Annotated in this window: 20 protein-coding genes; 7 read left to right on the forward strand and 13 right to left on the reverse strand. The window is 35.3% G+C overall.

From position 1 onward, the window contains the following. Positions 1-163: 163 nt before the first annotated feature. From JCM15579_RS12015 to JCM15579_RS12025, 3 genes are all read right to left on the reverse strand, one after another. Positions 164-610 carry an RsmD family RNA methyltransferase gene (locus tag JCM15579_RS12015; RefSeq protein WP_306305814.1) on the reverse strand — a complete coding sequence of 149 codons (447 nt, stop codon included), beginning with the start codon at positions 608-610 and terminating at the stop codon, positions 164-166. An 82-nt stretch (positions 611-692) separates the two neighbouring features. After that, positions 693-1,541 (reverse strand): DUF3822 family protein, encoded by an 849-nt coding sequence (locus tag JCM15579_RS12020; protein ID WP_054720431.1) that lies wholly within the window; start codon positions 1,539-1,541, stop codon positions 693-695. 11 nt (positions 1,542-1,552) lie between these two features. Beyond that, positions 1,553-2,194: a hypothetical protein gene (locus JCM15579_RS12025; RefSeq protein WP_054720433.1), complete on the reverse strand. Its 642-nt coding sequence runs from the start codon at positions 2,192-2,194 to the stop codon at positions 1,553-1,555. Positions 2,195-2,283: 89 nt separating this feature from the next. On the opposite strand from JCM15579_RS12025, the gene JCM15579_RS12030 reads away from it, so the two are divergent. Together JCM15579_RS12030 and JCM15579_RS21505 are read left to right on the forward strand one after the other, a co-directional pair. Beyond that, a complete protein-coding gene (locus JCM15579_RS12030; RefSeq protein WP_245625889.1) occupies positions 2,284-3,465 on the forward strand; it encodes an ATP-dependent DNA helicase in 1,182 nt (393 codons plus the stop codon). Beyond that, a complete protein-coding gene (locus tag JCM15579_RS21505; protein ID WP_245625890.1) occupies positions 3,401-3,718 on the forward strand; it encodes an ATP-binding domain-containing protein in 318 nt (105 codons plus the stop codon). The genes JCM15579_RS12030 and JCM15579_RS21505 overlap by 65 nt, the downstream gene beginning before the upstream one ends. On the opposite strand, the gene JCM15579_RS12035 is transcribed toward JCM15579_RS21505, so the two are convergent. From JCM15579_RS12035 to JCM15579_RS12070, 8 genes are all read right to left on the reverse strand, one after another. Continuing rightward, positions 3,715-4,935 (reverse strand): response regulator, encoded by a 1,221-nt coding sequence (locus tag JCM15579_RS12035; protein WP_054720437.1) that lies wholly within the window; start codon positions 4,933-4,935, stop codon positions 3,715-3,717. The two genes, JCM15579_RS21505 and JCM15579_RS12035, sit on opposite strands and share 4 nt — an antisense overlap. Before the next feature lie 44 nt (positions 4,936-4,979). Further along, the gene (locus JCM15579_RS12040; protein ID WP_054720439.1) at positions 4,980-6,725 is read right to left on the reverse strand and encodes a phospho-sugar mutase; all 1,746 of its coding nucleotides are present in this window, start codon (positions 6,723-6,725) and stop codon (positions 4,980-4,982) included. An 18-nt stretch (positions 6,726-6,743) separates the two neighbouring features. Then, on the reverse strand, positions 6,744-7,616 hold the full coding sequence (gene rfbD / locus JCM15579_RS12045) for a dTDP-4-dehydrorhamnose reductase (RefSeq protein ID WP_054720442.1): 873 nt from the start codon (positions 7,614-7,616) through the stop codon (positions 6,744-6,746). A gap of 9 nt (positions 7,617-7,625) precedes the next feature. After that, entirely contained in the window at positions 7,626-8,186 is a 561-nt protein-coding gene (gene rfbC, locus JCM15579_RS12050; protein ID WP_054720444.1) for a dTDP-4-dehydrorhamnose 3,5-epimerase, read from the reverse strand. 1 nt (position 8,187) lies between these two features. Further along, complete coding sequence (gene rfbA, locus JCM15579_RS12055) at positions 8,188-9,075, reverse strand: glucose-1-phosphate thymidylyltransferase RfbA (RefSeq protein ID WP_054720446.1); 888 nt, start codon at positions 9,073-9,075, stop codon at positions 8,188-8,190. 93 nt (positions 9,076-9,168) lie between these two features. Next, entirely contained in the window at positions 9,169-10,113 is a 945-nt protein-coding gene (locus tag JCM15579_RS12060) for a UDP-glucuronic acid decarboxylase family protein (RefSeq protein WP_054720447.1), read from the reverse strand. A 60-nt stretch (positions 10,114-10,173) separates the two neighbouring features. Further along, entirely contained in the window at positions 10,174-11,523 is a 1,350-nt protein-coding gene (locus tag JCM15579_RS12065; protein WP_054720448.1) for a UDP-glucose dehydrogenase family protein, read from the reverse strand. Between the two features lie 337 nt (positions 11,524-11,860). Next, positions 11,861-12,433: a PhnA domain-containing protein gene (locus JCM15579_RS12070; protein ID WP_054720449.1), complete on the reverse strand. Its 573-nt coding sequence runs from the start codon at positions 12,431-12,433 to the stop codon at positions 11,861-11,863. Positions 12,434-12,751: 318 nt separating this feature from the next. On the opposite strand from JCM15579_RS12070, the gene rpsA reads away from it, so the two are divergent. The 5 genes from rpsA (at position 12,752) to guaA (ending at position 18,903) form a co-directional block, all read left to right on the forward strand. After that, complete coding sequence (gene rpsA / locus JCM15579_RS12075; protein WP_054720450.1) at positions 12,752-14,554, forward strand: 30S ribosomal protein S1; 1,803 nt, start codon at positions 12,752-12,754, stop codon at positions 14,552-14,554. A 17-nt stretch (positions 14,555-14,571) separates the two neighbouring features. Beyond that, positions 14,572-14,931: an STAS domain-containing protein gene (locus JCM15579_RS12080; RefSeq protein WP_054720455.1), complete on the forward strand. Its 360-nt coding sequence runs from the start codon at positions 14,572-14,574 to the stop codon at positions 14,929-14,931. Between the two features lie 3 nt (positions 14,932-14,934). After that, positions 14,935-15,861, forward strand: a complete 927-nt coding sequence (locus JCM15579_RS12085; protein ID WP_218186156.1) for a ribonuclease Z — start codon at positions 14,935-14,937, stop codon at positions 15,859-15,861. A 113-nt stretch (positions 15,862-15,974) separates the two neighbouring features. Beyond that, the gene (locus JCM15579_RS12090; protein WP_054720463.1) at positions 15,975-17,222 is read left to right on the forward strand and encodes a C1 family peptidase; all 1,248 of its coding nucleotides are present in this window, start codon (positions 15,975-15,977) and stop codon (positions 17,220-17,222) included. Positions 17,223-17,370: 148 nt separating this feature from the next. Beyond that, the gene (gene guaA / locus JCM15579_RS12095) at positions 17,371-18,903 is read left to right on the forward strand and encodes a glutamine-hydrolyzing GMP synthase (RefSeq protein ID WP_054720474.1); all 1,533 of its coding nucleotides are present in this window, start codon (positions 17,371-17,373) and stop codon (positions 18,901-18,903) included. Positions 18,904-18,956: 53 nt separating this feature from the next. On the opposite strand, the gene JCM15579_RS20055 is transcribed toward guaA, so the two are convergent. Then, positions 18,957-19,229: an Hpt domain-containing protein gene (locus JCM15579_RS20055; RefSeq protein ID WP_083464658.1), complete on the reverse strand. Its 273-nt coding sequence runs from the start codon at positions 19,227-19,229 to the stop codon at positions 18,957-18,959. After that, a complete protein-coding gene (locus JCM15579_RS12100; RefSeq protein WP_054720475.1) occupies positions 19,181-19,687 on the reverse strand; it encodes a hypothetical protein in 507 nt (168 codons plus the stop codon). Before JCM15579_RS12100 ends, JCM15579_RS20055 begins: the two co-directional genes overlap by 49 nt. Positions 19,688-19,751: the final 64 nt, after the last annotated feature.

Below are 19,751 nucleotides of genomic sequence, written 5' to 3' on the forward strand. Positions count from 1 at the left end.
GTTTTTTTTGATAGCGATGCAAAGATAACGCAAGTTTTTTTACTTGCAATATCTCTTTGCATTTTTTTTGTGATAATATCTAAGTAAACTCAGTAATATAGCGGTTTTGAGTATGTTACATTTTAAGAAAAATGTTCGTTTTTTATAGTTTAAGAATTCGATACTATTGCTTGTACTCAAAAAAACTAAAGTTTACACTTCCGTAGGTTCTTTTTTCTGTGAAATTTGGATGCGATGAGAAATCATTTTTAGATCCATGTTCAACAATTAAAGTGCCATTTTCATTCAATAATTCTTTTTCAAATATTAAATCAGGAATGGTATTTAAGGTTTTTAAATCAAATGGAGGATCGGCAAATATCATATCAAATTTTTGGCGACATGATTTTACAAAACGAAATACATCTGATTTTATTGGAAGAATTTGGTCCAATCCCAGTTCTTGAACTGTTTTTTGTATAAAAGCAAAATGACGATGATTTAGCTCAACGCAGATTACTTTCTCAGCTCCTCTTGAGGCAAATTCATAGCTAATACCGCCTGTACCTCCAAAAAGGTCAAGAACGCTTAGAGATTCGAAGTCTACGATGTTATTTAAAACATTAAACAGATTCTCTTTGCAAAATCGGTTGTTGGGCGAGCTTTAAAGCTTTTATCTGGTGTTATTCTTCTTCCTTTGTGAGTTCCACTAACTATTCGCACTCGGTTAAATTTAAAAGATTAATGAATTGATTGTATTCCTTGTGTGGAATCTCATTTTTAATTCTAAGTTTAGCAGGTAAAAGTTTTACTTCTACATTAGCAAGGTATTTTTTTAGCAACTGAATAGATTTGCTTTCTTCTTGTACTAAACCATCAACTATCAGTTTACTTCTTTCGTTATTGAGTTTTTGCTGCTTGTACACATTTAAAATGTGATAGGCAAGATCAGCATCCTCTTTGTAAGTGAAGCTATTTATAAAATGTTTGCCATTTCTATCAGGAATTATAATATGAAAATATTCCTTTTGCAAATTCACATAAACGTTGGGATGATTATCGGAAATCTCATCCTTAATGGCAGTTTTATAAAAAGGAGTAGAGTGGTGGAAGAACTCTATTTTCGAAAACTGTTTTACAAGGATCTCTTTAAAGGATAGAGGTACGGCAAAGACATTTTTCGAATTCAAATGTTCCAAATCATTCCAATGCAACTCTTCATCACGACTAAAATTATGGCATAGTTGGTAACTTTCAAAAGCAAATTCTTCACTAAAAAATTCGTTCGGAATTATTATAGCTTGATTAGAAACCCAAAGAACAGCTACTGAATTGTATTCTAAATTTAGCAATTCATTATTTCTAATAAGTTCTTTAATAGAATTCAAAGTGTCAGCCTCAGTATTCTGATTAAATGCTTTAAATCGTTCCAGAGCTATACAGTGCTTGTTTGCATTGAGTATAGAAAAAGAAAATCCATCCGAGCTAACTCGGATGGATAATTTATATTCTTTCGATTTGTTTTTATCAAATGTTGAATCAACAAATACAAGGTCGTTCATAAACAGTTTGTTTACTCCCAGTTACCAGCGTTGTTGTTCGCTTCTTCAAGTGAACCAACCATCAAACCAGGATATTTGTTCAAACGAATACGGTTTCCGTTTTCTTCTTTAATTTCTTCACTATACTCATCGTATACATCTTCGAAGATAACCATGTTAGAAACTTTAGCTTCGAAAACCTGAACTTTAACTTGAGAACCAGTAACGAAAACACCAGCACCCATTTTAAATTGATGTTTACCTTGTGTAAAAGGAACATATCTTAGGTTCTCAATTGGATACTCTTTTCCAAAGATTGTATCAAGAGCTGAAATCATGATGGTATCACGAATGATGAAACCTTTTTTCACAGCTTCTTTTTCAGTCATACCTGATTCGTATTGCTCATCAGTTAGAGTACCTTCAGACTTTACCAATGGCATTGAGTCTGTCTTGATAAAATTGATCAAAGTATCGAAACTTCCTGTATACTTACCATTAACATCTTTATAAGCAACTTGCGCTTTACGAATATCTTTTAATTGATCGATAATTCTATCATAACGCTGCTTCTTAATTTTACCAAATTCAAGTGGTTTGTTAATGCTTTGGTAGCTTAAATAAGCTAGTGCAACAATTGCTATGGCAAGTAAGATTTGAAAGACTTTTTTCATTTTTATTCTTATTAGTTTGTGTAAGTTTGTCTGCAAATTTAAAAAAAAATTCTATTTGGCTATTTTTATATCCATAAAAATTAACGGAAATGCTAAAAAATCATGTGGCTGAGAAGATAACGGAACACCTTAAATTTGCTCCAACAAGCGATCAAACTAAGGCTATAGTTGGTTTAGCGGATTTTGTGACTCAAGTTCAAAATCAAAGAATATTTTTGTTAAAAGGATATGCCGGAACAGGAAAAACAACTTTGGTCAGTGCTCTAACTTCAACTTTAAGTGATTTTAAAATAAAATCGGTGTTGTTAGCACCTACAGGTCGAGCTGCAAAAGTGTTAAGTCAGTATGCTAAAAAACCTGCTTTCACCATTCATAAAAAAATATACCGACAAAAATCACTCGCAGATGCAGAAGCTGTATTTGTAAAAGATAGAAACTTAAATGTCAACACTGTATTTATTGTTGATGAGGCTTCGATGATTTCAAATTATTCTCCAGAAGCTTCTTACTTTGGCTCTGGTTGTTTGCTTGATGATTTGATTGAGTACGTTTACTCTGGGAAAAACTGCAGGTTGATTTTAATTGGGGATTCAGCCCAGTTGCCCCCTGTAGGTTTGGATATTAGTCCGGCACTCGATCCTGAAGAGTTACGTGCATGTTATCATCTTGAAATAGAGGAGATGATTTTAAGACAGGTGGTTAGGCAAAACGAGGAATCTGGAATTCTGATGAATGCCACCGAATTAAGAAACATGCTGCAAGATGGACGAGAAGGATTTCCTGTTTTAAGTACTCAGAATTATCCAGACATATATAAAATAGGGGGAGGTGAATTGATAGAAGAATTGTCTTCCGCTCATTATAAGTATGGTGTTGAGGATACAATTGTAATAAGTAGATCGAATAAAAGAGCAAATCGTTTTAACCAAGGGATTCGAAATACTGTAATGTATCGTGAAGAAGAAATATCTGCTGGCGATTTGTTAATGGTTGTGAAGAACAACTATTTCTGGGCTCACGATATGGAAAATATGGATTTTATTGCCAATGGTGATATTGTGGAGATTGTAAAGATCCGCAAACGTATTGAATTGTATGGTTACCGATATGCTGAGGTTACCGTTCGTTTTCCTGATTACAATGATGTGGAGTTGGATACCATGATATTGTTGGATACTTTAGATATCGAAACAGCCTCGTTGGGATATGAGGAGACCAAACAACTTTTTTTTTACCATTGCAGAAGATTATTCAGATATCAGAGCCAATAAAAAACGTTACGAGAAAGTTAGAAACAATAAATTCTTTAATGCTCTGCAAGTTAAGTTTGCATATGCAGTCACTTGTCACAAAGCACAGGGAGGACAGTGGAAAGCTGTATTTGTTGATCAAGGTTACCTTACTGATGAATTGCTGAACAGAGAATATTACAGATGGCTTTATACAGCCTTAACACGTGCTACCGAGAAATTGTATCTAGTAAACTTTAAGAAGGAATTTTTTCCTAACGAACCAGAGTATTAAAGTTCGATTCCTATGACAAGGATATCATCGGTTTGTTCATAGTTACTTTTCCACTTCTCTAACCAAGTGAATATATCTGATTTTTGAAGATTGATGGATTTGGTTTGGATTTCAAGCAACTTCTCAAAAAACTGTTTTCTTTTCAGTCTTTTTTGCTGATCGCCACCCAACTGATCGGTAATTCCATCGCTATATAAGAAAATTCTATCACCAGGTAAGAACTTTATTTTATTGACTGTAAATTCAACAAATTCAGATTCCTTTCCAATGGAATTTCTATCTCCGGCAATTTCAAATAAAGAGAATTGCTCGTTGCACAATTTGACCTCTGTGTCTTCATTGTTTACAATTAGCTGAGAATTATTTTCTCTTATTAAAACCAATGATCTTTTGGCACCAACAAATTCAATTAATTGTTCTTGTGGATAGATTGAACAGAAAATACCATCCATTCCATCATATTGAGTGTAAGTATCTGCAGAAGTATTTAATAGTTTACTAAACTTCCTGCTTAATAAAGGGAAAATCTGCTCGGCTTGAATTTCGTTACCATTTTGAGATAAAGTATGCAATTCCATTTGTCCCATTACAGTTAGCATAGCTGCAGGAACACCATGGCCAGTACAATCGAAAACACCAATGCTATTTTTGTTGAAGTTTTGCTGAATCCAATAAAAATCTCCTCCTACTACATGTTTGGGTAAATTAATAATAAATGATTTTGGATATAATCTTCTAAAATGTTCTGCATCGGGAAGAATAGATCGTTGTATGCGTTGCGCATGGATCATTCCCTGATGAATGTCGTAATAGGATTTGTATTTAGAAATTTCCTGTTTTTGCTCATTAATTTGGAATGCAATCAGGACCTTTGTTTGTAACTCGGTAAAATCAATAGGTTTTTTAACGTAGTCTTGAGCACCAAGGTTTAGAGTAGCTTTAATGCTTTCCATCTCAGTTTTCGCCGTAACCATAATTACGGGAATTTCTTTAAGCCTATCGTTTGCCTGAATTCGTTCAAGAACTTCAATTCCATCCATAACGGGCATCATGATGTCCAGTAAAATCACATCAGGTATATTACCCTCTAACCAGGCAAGGGCTTGTTGGCCACTTTCCTTTGAAATTACTTCATAATCACGTCTAAAATATGCCTCAATCAACTTGTTGTTGATTGGTGAGTCGTCAACAGAAAGAATTGTTTTCTTGGTGTTCATAAATAAAATAAGTGTAGGGTAGCAGTAACGCTACCCTAAAAATATTAGTTTAAATTCAAAGAATCTATTATTCCTTCAATTTTTTTATTTGCTTTTTCTTCAGTAGCATAGAAATTTTCTAAAGATGGCAGTTCTTCACGTACTTCGAAATAGTATTTAATTTTTGGTTCAGTACCAGAAGGACGAACAGAAATTTTAGATCCATCTTCTAAGTAAATTTGAAGAACATCTGCAGTTGTTTCAAAATCAAGATTCTTAGCCTCACCTGTAATTGGGTTTGTGGCTTTTCTTGTTGTATAATCCTTAACCAATACAACAGGCGATCCATTGATTTCTTTTGGAGTGTTGAATCTGTAGTCGTGCATCATCTGCGCTATTTCCTGAGATCCTTGCAAACCTTCACGGACGATGTAAATCATTTTTTCCTTAGAGAATCCATACTCTAAATAGATTTCTTTTAGGATATCAAAAAGGTTTTGCCCTTGATCTTTTGCCCATGCAGCGATTTCAGCCATAATGCTACATGCCGATACCGCATCTTTGTCGCGAGTGAAATCCCCTGGCATGTAACCAAATGATTCCTCACCACCGCCAACGTAATTCTTTTCAGGATTTTTGCGCATTACATCAGCAATCCATTTAAATCCGGTATATGCATCAAAACATTCAACATTGTTTTTTTCTGCAACATCCTTGAATAATTCAGTAGTTACAATGGTTTTTACAACGTAATCATTACCGGTAAGTAAACCTAACTCACGTCTTCTTTTAATCAAGTAATAGGTGAAGATTAAAGCGGTTTGATTACCGTTGATAATTTCCCATTCGCCTTTGTCATTTTTAACTGAAATTCCCAATCTGTCTCCATCAGGATCGCAAGCCATTACCAAGTCGGCATCAACTTCATCAGCTTTATCAACGGCCATTTTTAATGCTTCTGGCTCTTCTGGATTTGCAGACCAAACGGTAGGGAAGTTTCCATCAACCACGTCTTGTTCCGGAATGTGAATTATATTTTCGAAACCATAATTTGCCAATGAATCAGGAACCAATTTTACAGTTGTTCCATGCAATGGTGTAAATACAATTTTTAAATCTTTCTGGTTCTGAATGGCTTCAGGAGACAGGCTTAGAGTTTTAACTGTATCAAGATAAAGTTTGTCCATTTCGGCACCTAAAACTTCAATCAAATCTGGGTTTCCTTCAAATTTGATGTCTTCAACCTTTACAGCTTTTACTTCGTTAATTACATTTTTATCGTGTGGAGGTACCAATTGAGATCCATCTTCCCAATATGCCTTGTATCCATTGTATTCTTTCGGGTTGTGTGATGCTGTGATGATAACACCCGACTGACATCCCAAATGACGAATGGCAAATGACATTTCTGGAGTAGGACGTAAGTCTTCGAAAATATAAGCTTTGATTCCGTTAGCCGAGAAGATATTTGCTACGGTATCAGAAAATAATTTGCTGTTGTTACGGCAATCATATCCAATGCAAACAGAAATTTGCTCTTTGTCAGGAAATGATTTGTTTAAATAGTTTGCCAATCCTTGAGTTGCAGCTCCAACTGTATAAATATTCATACGGTTGGTTCCAGGTCCCATTTTACCTCTTAATCCACCTGTTCCGAACTCTAAATCCTTATAAAATGAATCTATTAAAGCCGTTTTATCTTCCTGATCAAGTAGTTCTTTTACAGCATCCTTTGTCTCTTGATCGTAATTCCCCTCTAGCCATTTGTTGGCCGTTTCAATTACACTTTCTAAAATTTCCGTTTTGTCCATTTTCGAAAAATTTCTTGGTTAACTTTTTATTCGATTGATACAATGAGATATCCTTCCCCTCCAGTGTGGAATATCAAGCTCAAAAATATGTTTAATTTTTGATTTATTCAAGACGCTATAGTGAGGTCTTTTTGCCAAAGTTTTAAAGCTCTCGCTGTCAGTGCTATTAATTTTACACTTGTTGTTAGTAACAATTTGTATTTCAGTTGCAAAATCGAACCAACTGCAAACGCCTTCATTTGAGTAATGGTAAATGCCAAAATCTTTGAAATGATTGTCTTTCTCTAATCTTTCGATGATATGCATTATGCACAAGGCTAAATCATGTGCATAGGTTGGGGTGCCAACCTGGTCGACAACAACTTGTAGTTCCTCTCTTTCCTTTCCCAGATTCAACATGGTTTTCAAAAAGTTTTTTCCGAATGGGGAATACAACCAGGAAGTTCTAATTGTGATATGATTTGGACAAATTTCATGAAGGTAATTTTCACCTTTTAATTTGGTGTCTCCATAAACACTTTGGGGCTCGGTTTGTTCCTCTTCGTTGTATGGTTTGAACCCCTTGCCAGAAAACACATAGTCGGTTGAGATGTGAATTGGAATAATGTTATTTTGCTTTGAAATGGTAGCAAGGTTCTTTACAGCCTCGGCATTTAATAGCTCTGCCATTTCTTTGTTTTCTTCCGCTCCATCTACATTAGTGTATGCCGCGCAATTTATCAGATAACTAAAATTTGCATCCGCAACGAAGTTTTCAATGTCGGCAAAAGAAGTGATATCCAGTTCTTCAATATCGGTAAAAACAAATTGGACATTTGGGTAATTCTTTGATAGTTCTTTGATCTCAGAACCCAATTGTCCATTGCTTCCTGTTACTAAAATATTTGTCATAGGCGACTTTTATTTTCCAAATTTGAAATTTCTTTCAGCTTCGTTAAAGTTTGGCAAGACCTTATCCTTTGGTGAAATGATCGCATTTTTAGGGGCTATTCTCCAATCAATATTTAAACTTGGATCGTTAAAATTAAGACCTCTTTCAGCTTCCGGATTATATAGGTTGTCGCACTTGTAAACAAAGGTCGCTGTTTCGCTTAGTACTGAGAATCCATGAGCAAAGCCTCTTGGTATAAGAAACTGTATTTTGTTTTCCGCTGATAATTCAATTCCTCTCCATTTTCCAAATGTAGGCGATCCTTCTCTTAAGTCAACGGCTACATCGAAAACTTTACCTTCAATAACACGAACCAGTTTTGTTTGAGAATACGGAGCAAGTTGATAGTGTAAACCTCTTATCACACCATATCCGGATTTAGATTCGTTATCTTGAATAAAATTCAAGTTTAGATTGTGTTTAAGGAACTCTTTCTCGTTATAGCTTTCGAAGAAATAACCTCTTTCGTCTTCAAATACTCTTGGCTGTATGATTAATAAATCGGGAATTTCTGTTTTAATTATTTCCATGTCAATTTTCTAAACGAGTGATGGTTTCATTTGCAATATTTACCAAATACTCTCCATAAGTATTTTTAAGAAGTGGTTTGGCAAGTTCTAGCAGTTGATCTTTGTTAATAAATCCATTTCTATAGGCAATTTCTTCTATACAAGCAACTTTTAAGCCTTGTCGTTGCTCAATGGTAGCAATAAAATTGGAGGCTTGCAACATGCTTTCATGTGTACCTGTATCCAGCCATGCTATTCCTCGACCAAGAACTCTTAGTTTTAATTTGCCTTCTTGTAAATAGATTTGATTAAGATCGGTAATTTCAAGTTCTCCGCGTTTCGAAGGTTTTAATGATTTTGCTTTCTCAACAACCGTGTTGTCGTAAAAATATAAACCTGTTACTGCATAGTTTGATTTAGGTTCTTTAGGTTTTTCTTCTATGCTTTTCACTAATCCGTTCTCGTCAAATTCTGCTACACCATATCTTTCAGGATCATTTACATGATATCCAAATACGGAAGCTCCAGACGTTAATTTTGCAGACTCTACCAGTTGTTTGCTAAATTCATATCCATAGTAAAGATTATCCCCAAGAATCATGCAGACAGGACTATCGCCAATAAACTCTTCACCAATAAGAAAAGCTTGTGCCAAACCATCAGGAGAAGGTTGTTCGGCATAAGAAATATCCAGCCCATATTGACTACCATTATCAAATAAATCCCTATAAAGAGGTAGATCTTTTGGAGTTGAAATGATAAGAATCTCTTTGATACCGGCTAGCATCAAAACCGATAATGGATAATAAATCATCGGTTTGTCGTAAATTGGTATAATTTGTTTTGAAATACTCTTGGTAATTGGATAAAGACGTGTGCCTGATCCCCCGGCTAATATAATTCCTTTCATATTTATTATAGTAAATTTTTTGCGTAATTAATTTGACTTAAAATAAATGCTTAGGCATTCCTTATTTTTAGCCGTAATGTTTATGTCATTATGCTATTGATTTTTTAAAAGAGTATCAAAATAAGCAATGGTTTTTTGTAATCCTTCTCTTAATTGAATCTTTGGTTCCCAATTGTTCAGTTCCTTTTTGGCAAGACTAATGTCTGGTTGTCTTTGCGTAGGATCATCTTGTGGCAAAGGTAGGTTAATGATTTTAGATTTTGAATTGGTTAACTCAATTACATTTTGAGCAAGTTCCAAAATGGTAAATTCATTTGGGTTTCCAATGTTAATAGGTCCTGTAAAGTTATGACGGGTTTGCATCATTCTCGACATGCCTTCAACCAAATCATCAACATATTGAAAACTTCTGGTTTGCGATCCATCACCAAAAATGGTAATGTCTTCGTTTTGCAAAGCCTGTACAATAAAGTTCGATACAACACGTCCATCGTCTGGATTCATATTTGGACCATAAGTATTGAAAATACGTATGATTTTAATATCAACATTATTTTGGTTGTGATAATCCATAAATAAGGTTTCAGCGCAACGTTTCCCTTCATCGTAGCACGAACGAATACCAATTGGGTTTACATTTCCCCAATAATCTTCTGTTTGTGGATGAATTTCAGGATCGCCGTAAACTTCACTGGTAGATGCCTGTAAAATTCTTGCCTTAACACGCTTGGCCAATCCCAGCATATTAATAGCACCCATAACCGAAGTTTTAATGGTTTTTATTGGGTTGTATTGATAATGAACTGGTGATGCCGGACAGGCTAAATTGTAAATTTCATCAACCTCGGCAAAGTAAGGAGCCGTAACGTCGTGACGTACCAATTCAAAGTATGGATTATCAAGAAGATGAGCAATGTTTTTTTTCGAGCCAGTAAAATAGTTATCAAGGCAAATTACATCATTCCCTTCTCTAAGAAGGCGCTCGCATAAGTGTGATCCAATGAACCCTGCACCTCCGGTAACAAGTACTCGTTTCATGTGTGTATGGTTAAATTCCTCCAATATTGGGAGGAATTGATGTTGTAAGTTAATAATTAATTATTTAGCAATAGATTTACTTTCTATGCCAATAACTTCTCTACCGATCGAGTAGTAGGTGTAATGATTGTCTCTCATTTCATCAATGTCGTAAATGTTACGTCCATCGAAAATGATCTTGTTTTTCAATAGTTTTTCCATTACTCGGAAGTTTGGAACTTTAAATTCGTTCCATTCGGTAATAATAATAAGAGCATCGGCATCGATTAATGCTTCGTACTGATCTTTTGCATATTGAATCGAATCACCAATTCTTCTTTTACACTCTTCCATTGCAACAGGATCGTAGGCAACCACTTCGGCACCTTCATTAATCAGCTTGTCGATAACTACCAATGCCGGAGCTTCGCGCATATCATCGGTGTTTGGTTTAAAGGATAATCCCCAAATGCCAAATTTCTTCCCTTTAATATCTCCGTCGAAATGAGACATTACCTTTTTGTAAAGCACACTTTTTTGTCGATTGTTTACCAATTCAACCGATTTAAGAATTTCAAGAGGGTGTCCTTTTTGTTCTGATGTTTTTACCAATGCCTGAACATCTTTAGGAAAACAAGACCCGCCGTAACCAGTTCCCGGGTAAATAAATTTATTTCCAATACGAGAATCCGATCCAATACCTTTGCGCACATTGTTCACATCGGCACCAACAATTTCGCATAGATTTGCGATATCGTTCATGAATGAAATTTTTGTAGCCAGCATTGAATTGGCTGCATATTTGGTCATCTCTGCAGATGGAATGTCCATGAAAATTACAGGATGATTGTTCATTAAGAATGGCTTGTACAATCTCTTCATTACCTTTTGCGCTTTCTCCGATTCTGTACCAATCACTACACGATCAGGTTTTAAAAAATCATCGATAGCTGCACCTTCTTTTAAAAATTCAGGGTTTGAAGCAACATCAAATGTCAAGTCCGAATTTCTTTTATCCAACTCATCTTGAATGGCAGCTTTAACTTGTTTAGCTGTTCCAATTGGTACAGTACTTTTTGTGACAACTACCATATAGTGTTGTGCATGTTTACCAATTTCGCGGGCAACACCAAGTACGTATTGTAAATCAGCGCTACCGTCTTCGTCAGGAGGAGTACCTACAGCAATAAATACGGCATCGGCTTCTGTTATACTATCTTTTAAACTGGTTGAGAATGATAAGCGGCCTTTTTCCATATTTCGCTTCACCATAGGAGTTAATCCTGGTTCGTATATGGGAATAATGCCTTTGTTTAGGTTGTCAATTTTTTTTTGATCAACATCAACACAAGTAACGGTAACGCCGGTTTCTGCAAAACAGGTTCCCGAAACAAGACCAACGTAACCTGTACCAACAATAGTAATGTTCATATAGATAGTTTTTTAAGTAATTGTTTACGGATTAAGTTTTCTACCTGTAAAATAAAACAAAATAAATTAAAGTAATAGTCTCTTAAAAGCAGCATTTTTACTTCTTATAGTGGTTAATGTAATTTTACTACGGAAGATCTAAAGAATGGTTGCTTGCAAGTGACTGGAATAAATTGTTGATTTTTTTACTCTTATCGTGCTGTTAGTGGTAGGATTGGTTATATCTAAAAGTGTTTTTTAAAGAATTGAATTAAGATACAGAGTATGTAGAATAATATAAAAAACAGGAACCCCAACTGGAGTTCCTGTTTTTTTATTAATCGTTATAAGTAGATTATTACATTTTCTTCACATACTTGGTAAGAATATAGATTTGTTGTCCTTCTACACGTCCTTCGATGTGAGTTGGATCATCGGCAACCAAAGAGATGCGACGTACCGCGGTACCACGTTTTGCGGTAAATCCAGCACCCGAAACTTTAAGGTCTTTAATCAATACTACGCTATCGCCAGGTTGTAACTCTACACCATTACTATCGATATGTTTTACTTGGTCTTCATCATCTTCACCTTCGCCTGTTGCTTGTGCCCAAGCCATGGTTTCTTCATCAAGATAAAGCATGTCCAATAAATCTTGAGGCCAGCCTTCTGCTTTTAATCGGTTAAGCATTCTCCATGCCATTACCTGTACTGCAGGAACTGTGCTCCACATGCTATCATTCAAACAACGCCAGTGATTGGCATCTATTTTATCCTTGTCTTCCATTTGCTCGTGGCAGATTCCACAAACCAAAATGTGTTGGTCGGCCGATCCGTTCGATGGAGCAACTTCATAAGGTTTTAAACCTTCGCTGGCACCACACAACTCGCAAACCGAAGAACGTGATTGTAATTCTTTTTCTAGACTCATTATTATTTAATTATTCTACGAAATTTGTTGCAAAGGTAAGGGAGAAATGAAATTATGCCAGTTTAAATCACAAAAAATGTTTTAATTAGGAATAGAAGGAAAAGATTGTGTTTGTATTAAAATACATAATTCATCATTTACATTTGTTAATTTAAATACGGCATTCTAAATAGTTAAAATCCCCTCTAAGTGTATGTTTTATTGCAAGATTTTGCGAAAAAAATGTCGTAACTTGTATATTCTTCCGGAATAATTTATACTTTTGCACGGAATTTTATATATAATGTCTAATTTATTAGTAAATCAGTAGTTTAACACATGGTTGAAGAAAACAAAAAAGTTGACAATTCTGCACCAGACGCAGAATTTGATTGGGATGCTTTCACTAATGACGAAGGTTTCGCAGGTGAAAAGAGAACCGAATTAGAAGCAATGTATGATAAAACTTTATCTACAGTTGCTGAAAAAGAAGTAATTGACGGTATCGTTATTTCTTTGAATAAAAGAGAAGTTGTAATCAATATTGGTTACAAATCAGATGGTATTGTAAGCTTAAACGAATTCCGTTACAACCCAGAATTAAAGGTTGGTGATACTGTTGAAGTTTACGTTGAGTCTCAAGAAGACAAAAAAGGACAGTTAGTTCTTTCACACAAAAAAGCTCGCGCTTTACGTTCATGGGATAGAGTTAACTCGGCTCTTGAAAATGATGAAATTATCAAAGGTTACATCAAATGTCGTACTAAAGGTGGTATGATCGTTGACGTATTTGGAATTGAGGCTTTCTTGCCAGGTTCACAAATTGACGTTAAGCCAATCCGTGACTACGATGTATACGTTGGTAAAACTATGGAATTCAAAGTTGTTAAAATCAACCACGAATTCAAAAACGTTGTTGTTTCTCACAAAGCTCTTATCGAAGCTGAACTTGAACAACAGAAGAAAGAAATTATTGCTAAGCTTGAAAAAGGTCAGGTATTGGAAGGAACTGTTAAAAACATCACTTCATACGGTGTATTCATCGACTTGGGTGGAGTTGACGGTTTGATTCACATTACAGACTTATCTTGGGGTAGAGTAACTCACCCAAGCGAAATTGTTGAGCTTGATCAGAAATTGAACGTTGTAATCCTTGACTTCGATGACGATAAAAAACGTATCGCTCTAGGTCTTAAACAACTTACTCCACACCCATGGGATGCTCTAGATGCTGAGTTGAAAGTAGGTGATACTGTAAAAGGTAAAGTAGTTGTTATGGCTGATTACGGTGCATTCGTTGAAATCGCTACTGGTGTTGAAGGTTTGATTCACGTTTCTGAAATGTCTTGGTCACAGCACCTAAGATCTGCTCAGGATTTCATGAAAGTTGGAGACGAAGTAGAAGCTCAAATCTTAACTTTGGATCGCGAAGAGAGAAAAATGTCTCTTGGTATCAAGCAATTGAAAGCTGATCCATGGGCTGAGATTGACACTAAATATGCGGTTAACTCTAAGCATACAGCTAAAGTTCGTAACTTCACTAACTTCGGTGTATTTGTTGAAATCGAAGAAGGTGTTGACGGATTAATCCACATCTCAGATCTTTCTTGGACTAAGAAAGTGAAGCACCCAGCTGAATTCACTCAAATTGGAGCTGAAATCGAAGTTAAAGTTCTTGAAATCGACAAGGAAAACAGAAGATTAAGCTTAGGTCACAAGCAATTGGAAGAAAATCCATGGGATGTATTCGAAACAATCTTTACAACTGATTCTGTTCATGAAGGTACTATCGTAGAAGTATTCGAAAAAGGAGCTGTTATCGCTCTTCCTTACGGTGTTGAAGGATTCGCTACTCCACGTCACCTTGTGAAAGAAGATGGTTCTCAAGCTAAAGTTGAAGAGAAATTAGAATTCAAAGTAATCGAATTCTCAAAAGCTGCTAAGAGAATTATCCTTTCTCACTCAAGAACTTTCGAAGATGTGAAGAAGGCTGAAGAGACTGCTGCGAAAAAAGAAGCTGCTAAAACAACGAAAAAAGGTGTTAAAAAAGTGAAAGATTCACTAGAAAAGACTACCTTAGGTGATATATCAGAATTAGCTGCTCTTAAATCGCAATTAGAAGGCGACAAAGACGCTGAATAATTTAAAAATAAGGTACTATGGACTTCAAGATTGACAAGAAAGATGGATACACTCTAGTGCAGGTATTGAAAGACAAATTGGATACTCATATCGCTCCTGCTTTAAAATCAGAATTGGTTTTAATTTCTGGAAACGGTGAGAAAAATATTCTTTTGGATTTAACTCCATGTACATATTGTGATTCTTCTGGTCTTAGTGCAATTCTTGTAGCGAATAGGTTGTGTAAAAATGCAAACGGAACATTTGTTCTGTATGGCTTGCAGCCTGCTGTTGAAAGATTGGTTTCCATTTCACAGCTAGATTCAGTTCTAAATATTGCGTTTAATATGGATGAGGCTGTTTCTACTATGAAAGCTCAAATTGAATTAAACAAGTAATTGGTGAAATTTGAAGTAACAATTTTAGGCAGTAACTCTGCTTTACCAACAACCAAAAGATATCCAACCGCTCAAGTGCTCAATGTACTTGAGCGGTTCTTTTTAATTGACTGTGGTGAAGGCACACAGATTCAAATGAAGAGATTCAGAGTTCCAATGAGTCGCATCAATCATATCTTTATATCGCATACTCATGGCGATCATATATTTGGCCTAATCGGATTGCTTTCTACATACGCACTTCAAGGGCGAAAATCCGATCTGCATATATATGGACATAGCAAATTAGAGAAGTTAATCACTTTTCAGTTGGAACTTCTTGAAACCAGGAAGCAATACGATATTTATTTCCACACTATTTTTGGAAAAGAAACACAAACGCTTTTTGAGGATGACAAAGTAATCGTTCAATCTTTTCCATTAAAACATGGTGCAATGCCTTGTGCTGGTTTTTTATTTAAAGAAAAAGAAAGACCTCGTTCTTTGAATGCCGATTTGTTAGATTTTTACAATGTTCCGATTCGTTGTCGCCACTCCTTAAAAATGGGAGAGGATTTTGTGACCGAAGAAGGAGAGGTTATTCCGAATAAAAAACTAACCCAAGATCCTTTACCAACCCGTTCCTATGCTTTTTGCACTGATACAGCTCCATACAAGAAGATTCTTCCAATTATCGAAAATGTGGATTTACTGTATCATGAGGCAACTTTTCTAAAAACAGAAGCAAAGCTGGCAAAGGCTACTTATCATTCTACAGCAGAACAGGCTGCAAGAGTTGCTAGTGAATCCAATGTAAAAAAGTTGATCATCGGACATTTTTCTTCTCGATTTAAAACGCTGGACGCTCATTTGAAAGAGGCAAAGTTCGTTTTCGAAAATACTCACTTGGCTGAAGATGGTAGCAAGTTCACAATAGAACTTAATCGCTAAAGGAATCAGCAATCAACTTTTTTTATAAATTAGCATCTCGAAAGAATTATGTGGTTTCTATAAAGAGAAATCCTTAAGTTCGATTGTTCAATTTGACACTAAAACCAACAAACATGAAAAAGATTTTAATCGTGCTTATGGCTGTTGCCTTAAGTTCATCTGTTTTTGCACAACAAAAACAAGACAAATCTAAATTTAAAGAGTACGAACCAGGTTATTATCAAAATTCTATCCTAAAGGATATTAGAATGGTTGATGCTCAATTGGAAAAGAATGCTGTTGATAAAAGATTCTTTATGGATCAAAGTTCGTACGATCTTCCAAATAAAATTGAATTGTACAAGGATAATACAGAATGGGCACGCCCAACAATTTCGCAAGGAAATACTGGAACATGCTGGTGTTTTTCTACTACTTCGTTTTACGAATCGGAAGTTTATCGTTTACACAAAAAGAAAGTAGATATTTCTGAGTTATACACAGTTTATTGTGAATACATTGAAAAAGCTCGTCGTTTTATTCAAGAAAGAGGAAATTCAGTATTTGAACAAGGAGCAGAAGGTAACTCTGTGGCAAGAATGTGGAAGATTTATGGCGCTTGTCCTCAATCAGCTTATACAGGATTATTGAATGGAAGAAAATTTCATACACACGAAAAAATGTATGATGAAATGATGGCTTTCTTGAATGGTTTGAAAAGAAGCAATGCATGGAACGAAGAAGAAGCATTGGCTACAATCAAATCTATCATGAATCATTATATAGGAACTCCCCCAACAAAATTTACAGTAGAGGGTAAGGAGTATACACCTAAAACTTATTTGAAAGATTATTTAAAACTTAATCCTGATGATTATGTAGAAATTCTTTCTTATAAACAAGAGCCATATTGGAAGCAAGTTGAATACAAAGTGCCTGATAACTGGTGGCATTCAGAAGAATATTATAATGTTCCTCTTGATGAATATATGGAGTCAATTAAGAAAGCAATTCGTAAAGGATACACCATGAGTATTGGTGGAGATGTTTCGGAAGCTGGTTTCTTGAGAACAACAAATTGTGCAATGGTTCCAAGTTTTGATATTCCATCGGCATATATTAACGAAGATGCCCGTCAATTCCGTTTCTCTAACGGATCAACTACTGATGATCATGGTATGCACATGGTTGGTTACTATGTTGACAAGGAGGGAAAAGATTGGTATTTGATTAAGGATTCAAGTTCAGGATCTCGTAATATTGATGAAAACTCAGCTGAGTTTGGATACTACTTCTTCCATGAAGACTACGTGAAGCTGAAAATGATGGGATACACTATTCACAAAGACGCAGTAAAAGATTTGCTTAAAAAATTTAAATAATTAGCAGCCCCTGAGGAATTCCTCGGGGGTTCTTTTTTTATTATAGAGTTGTTTTTTGAATTCTTGATAAAGACGTTTTAAAGTCGCAAATTTGTGTATCTTTGTACGCCAAATAAGATTACTGAACAACCCTCAATTTGTAAGATTTATGCAGGAAAAAATTCTGATTTTAGATTTTGGCTCACAGTACACTCAGTTAATTGCAAGACGTGTTCGTGAATTAAATGTGTATTGTGAAATTCATCCTTATAATAATCCTCCAGCAATCGATGAGTCGATTAAGGGTGTGATTTTATCAGGAAGTCCGTTCTCAGTAAGAGACGAAAAAGCTCCAATTCCAGATTTATCAGAAATAAAAGGCAAATTACCACTTCTTGGAGTTTGTTATGGTGCCCAGCATTTGGCTCACTGCTTTGGTGGTGAAGTAATGGCATCAAACAAAAGAGAATATGGTCGTGCTAACTTAACTTCGGTTGATAATAGCTGTGCTCTTTTAAAAGGAATTAGCTTGAATTCTCAGGTTTGGATGTCACATGGTGATACCATTGAAAGAATGCCTGCAAATTATAAAGTAACAGCAAGTACCACTGACGTGGAAAATGCTGCTTTTGCAATTGAAGGTGAAACAACTTATGGTATTCAATTCCATCCGGAGGTTTATCACAGTACTGAAGGTATTGTTTTGTTGGAAAACTTTATTGTTGGCATCTGTGGATGTTCTCAGGATTGGACTCCAGATGCATTTGTTGAAACAACAGTAGCAGAGTTAAAAGCTCAATTGGGTGACGAGCGTGTAATTCTTGGATTATCAGGTGGTGTTGACTCAACTGTTGCAGCTATGTTGTTGCATAAGGCAATTGGCAAAAACCTTTATTGTATTTTCGTTGACAATGGACTTTTGCGTAAGAATGAGTTTACCGATGTATTGAAGAAATACGAATCTCTAGGTTTAAATGTAACTGGTGTTGATGCAGGAGAGAAGTTTATTTCTGCCTTGGCAGATGTTACTGATCCTGAAAAGAAACGTAAGATTATAGGTAATGCATTTGTAGAGGTATTCGATGAAGAATCTCATAAAGTAGAAAATGCAAAATGGTTAGGTCAAGGAACAATTTATCCTGATGTAATCGAATCAGTTTCAGTTACAGGAGGTCCTTCTCAAACCATTAAGTCGCACCATAATGTAGGTGGTTTACCGGATTATATGAAGCTAAAAGTGGTAGAGCCATTAAAATTGCTTTTTAAAGATGAGGTGCGTCGTGTTGGACGTAGTATGGGATTAGAAGATAAGTTTATCAATCGTCATCCATTCCCAGGACCAGGATTGGGTATTCGTATTCTTGGTGATATTACTGCTGAAAAAGTTAGAATTCTTCAAGAAGTTGACGACATCTTCATTTCAGGTTTGAAAGAAGATGGATTGTACGATGATGTTTGGCAAGCTGGCGCTATGTTATTACCAGTTCAATCGGTTGGAGTAATGGGAGATGAGCGTACTTATGAAAGTGTTGTAGCTCTTCGTGCTGTTGGTTCTACTGATGGTATGACAGCGGACTGGTCACACTTACCATATGAGTTTCTTGCTAAAACTTCTAACAAAATCATCAATAATGTAAAAGGTGTAAATAGAGTTGTATACGACATAAGCTCTAAGCCACCAGCAACTATTGAGTGGGAATAAATTTGTGAAAAACAAGATATAGCGGTAGTACTTAAAAAGTGCTACCGTTTTTTTTATGTGGTTTCAAACTGATCTTGGTTTGATAGGTAGAATTCTTTTGCAAGATCAATCTTATCATTCAACTCCTTCAATTTGCTTAGTGATTTCACCATATCTTCAGAGAGAATAATTTGTTCCAATTCAATAATAGTTGCTTTTGCCTCCAGCATTGAGAAATTGGCTAAAACTCCTTTTAACTTGTGAGCAGAATCTTTAGCTTTTTTATAATCTCCACTTTCTAAAGGAACCAGAATTTCTGATATTCTAGATTCTTTAATGCTGAAAATTTTTCAATAACCTCTTTAATAAAGGCTCTATTATTATCAACTCGGATAAAAAGCTCATTGAAATCGATAATGGCAAGATCTTTGTCTGTCTTTTGGGGTTCGCGAGGTAAATCAATTAATTTAAGAATTAACGATTTTAGGTTCATTTCCTCGGGGAAATACAAAAGTTTATTTACCTTACATATGTTATCCTCTTCTTCGGTTGAGGTTAAAACGAGTAATTTTAATGATTTTGAATCAGGGTAGTAAGTTTTTAAAGATTCTAAAGTTTGATTAACATCTAAGGCTGTTTTATCTCCAAATTTAAATTTAGAGATAATTAGCTTGTATTCATTTGAGAGAAGCAATTCGGTTAACTCCTTAAAAGAATCGCATTTAGAAAAATTAATTCCAGGTAGAGATTCAATACTTAAAGAATAAGTAAATCCAATCAGTAATATATTGGCTTTATGTTTCATATTTGTTGAATTCAATGCCCGTATTTCTTAAAAAGATTGTATCTTTCGTCAAGTTCTGTAAAGT

Source organism: Marinifilum fragile JCM 15579, assembly GCF_001310955.1.
GTDB lineage: Bacteria > Bacteroidota > Bacteroidia > Bacteroidales > Marinifilaceae > Marinifilum > Marinifilum fragile.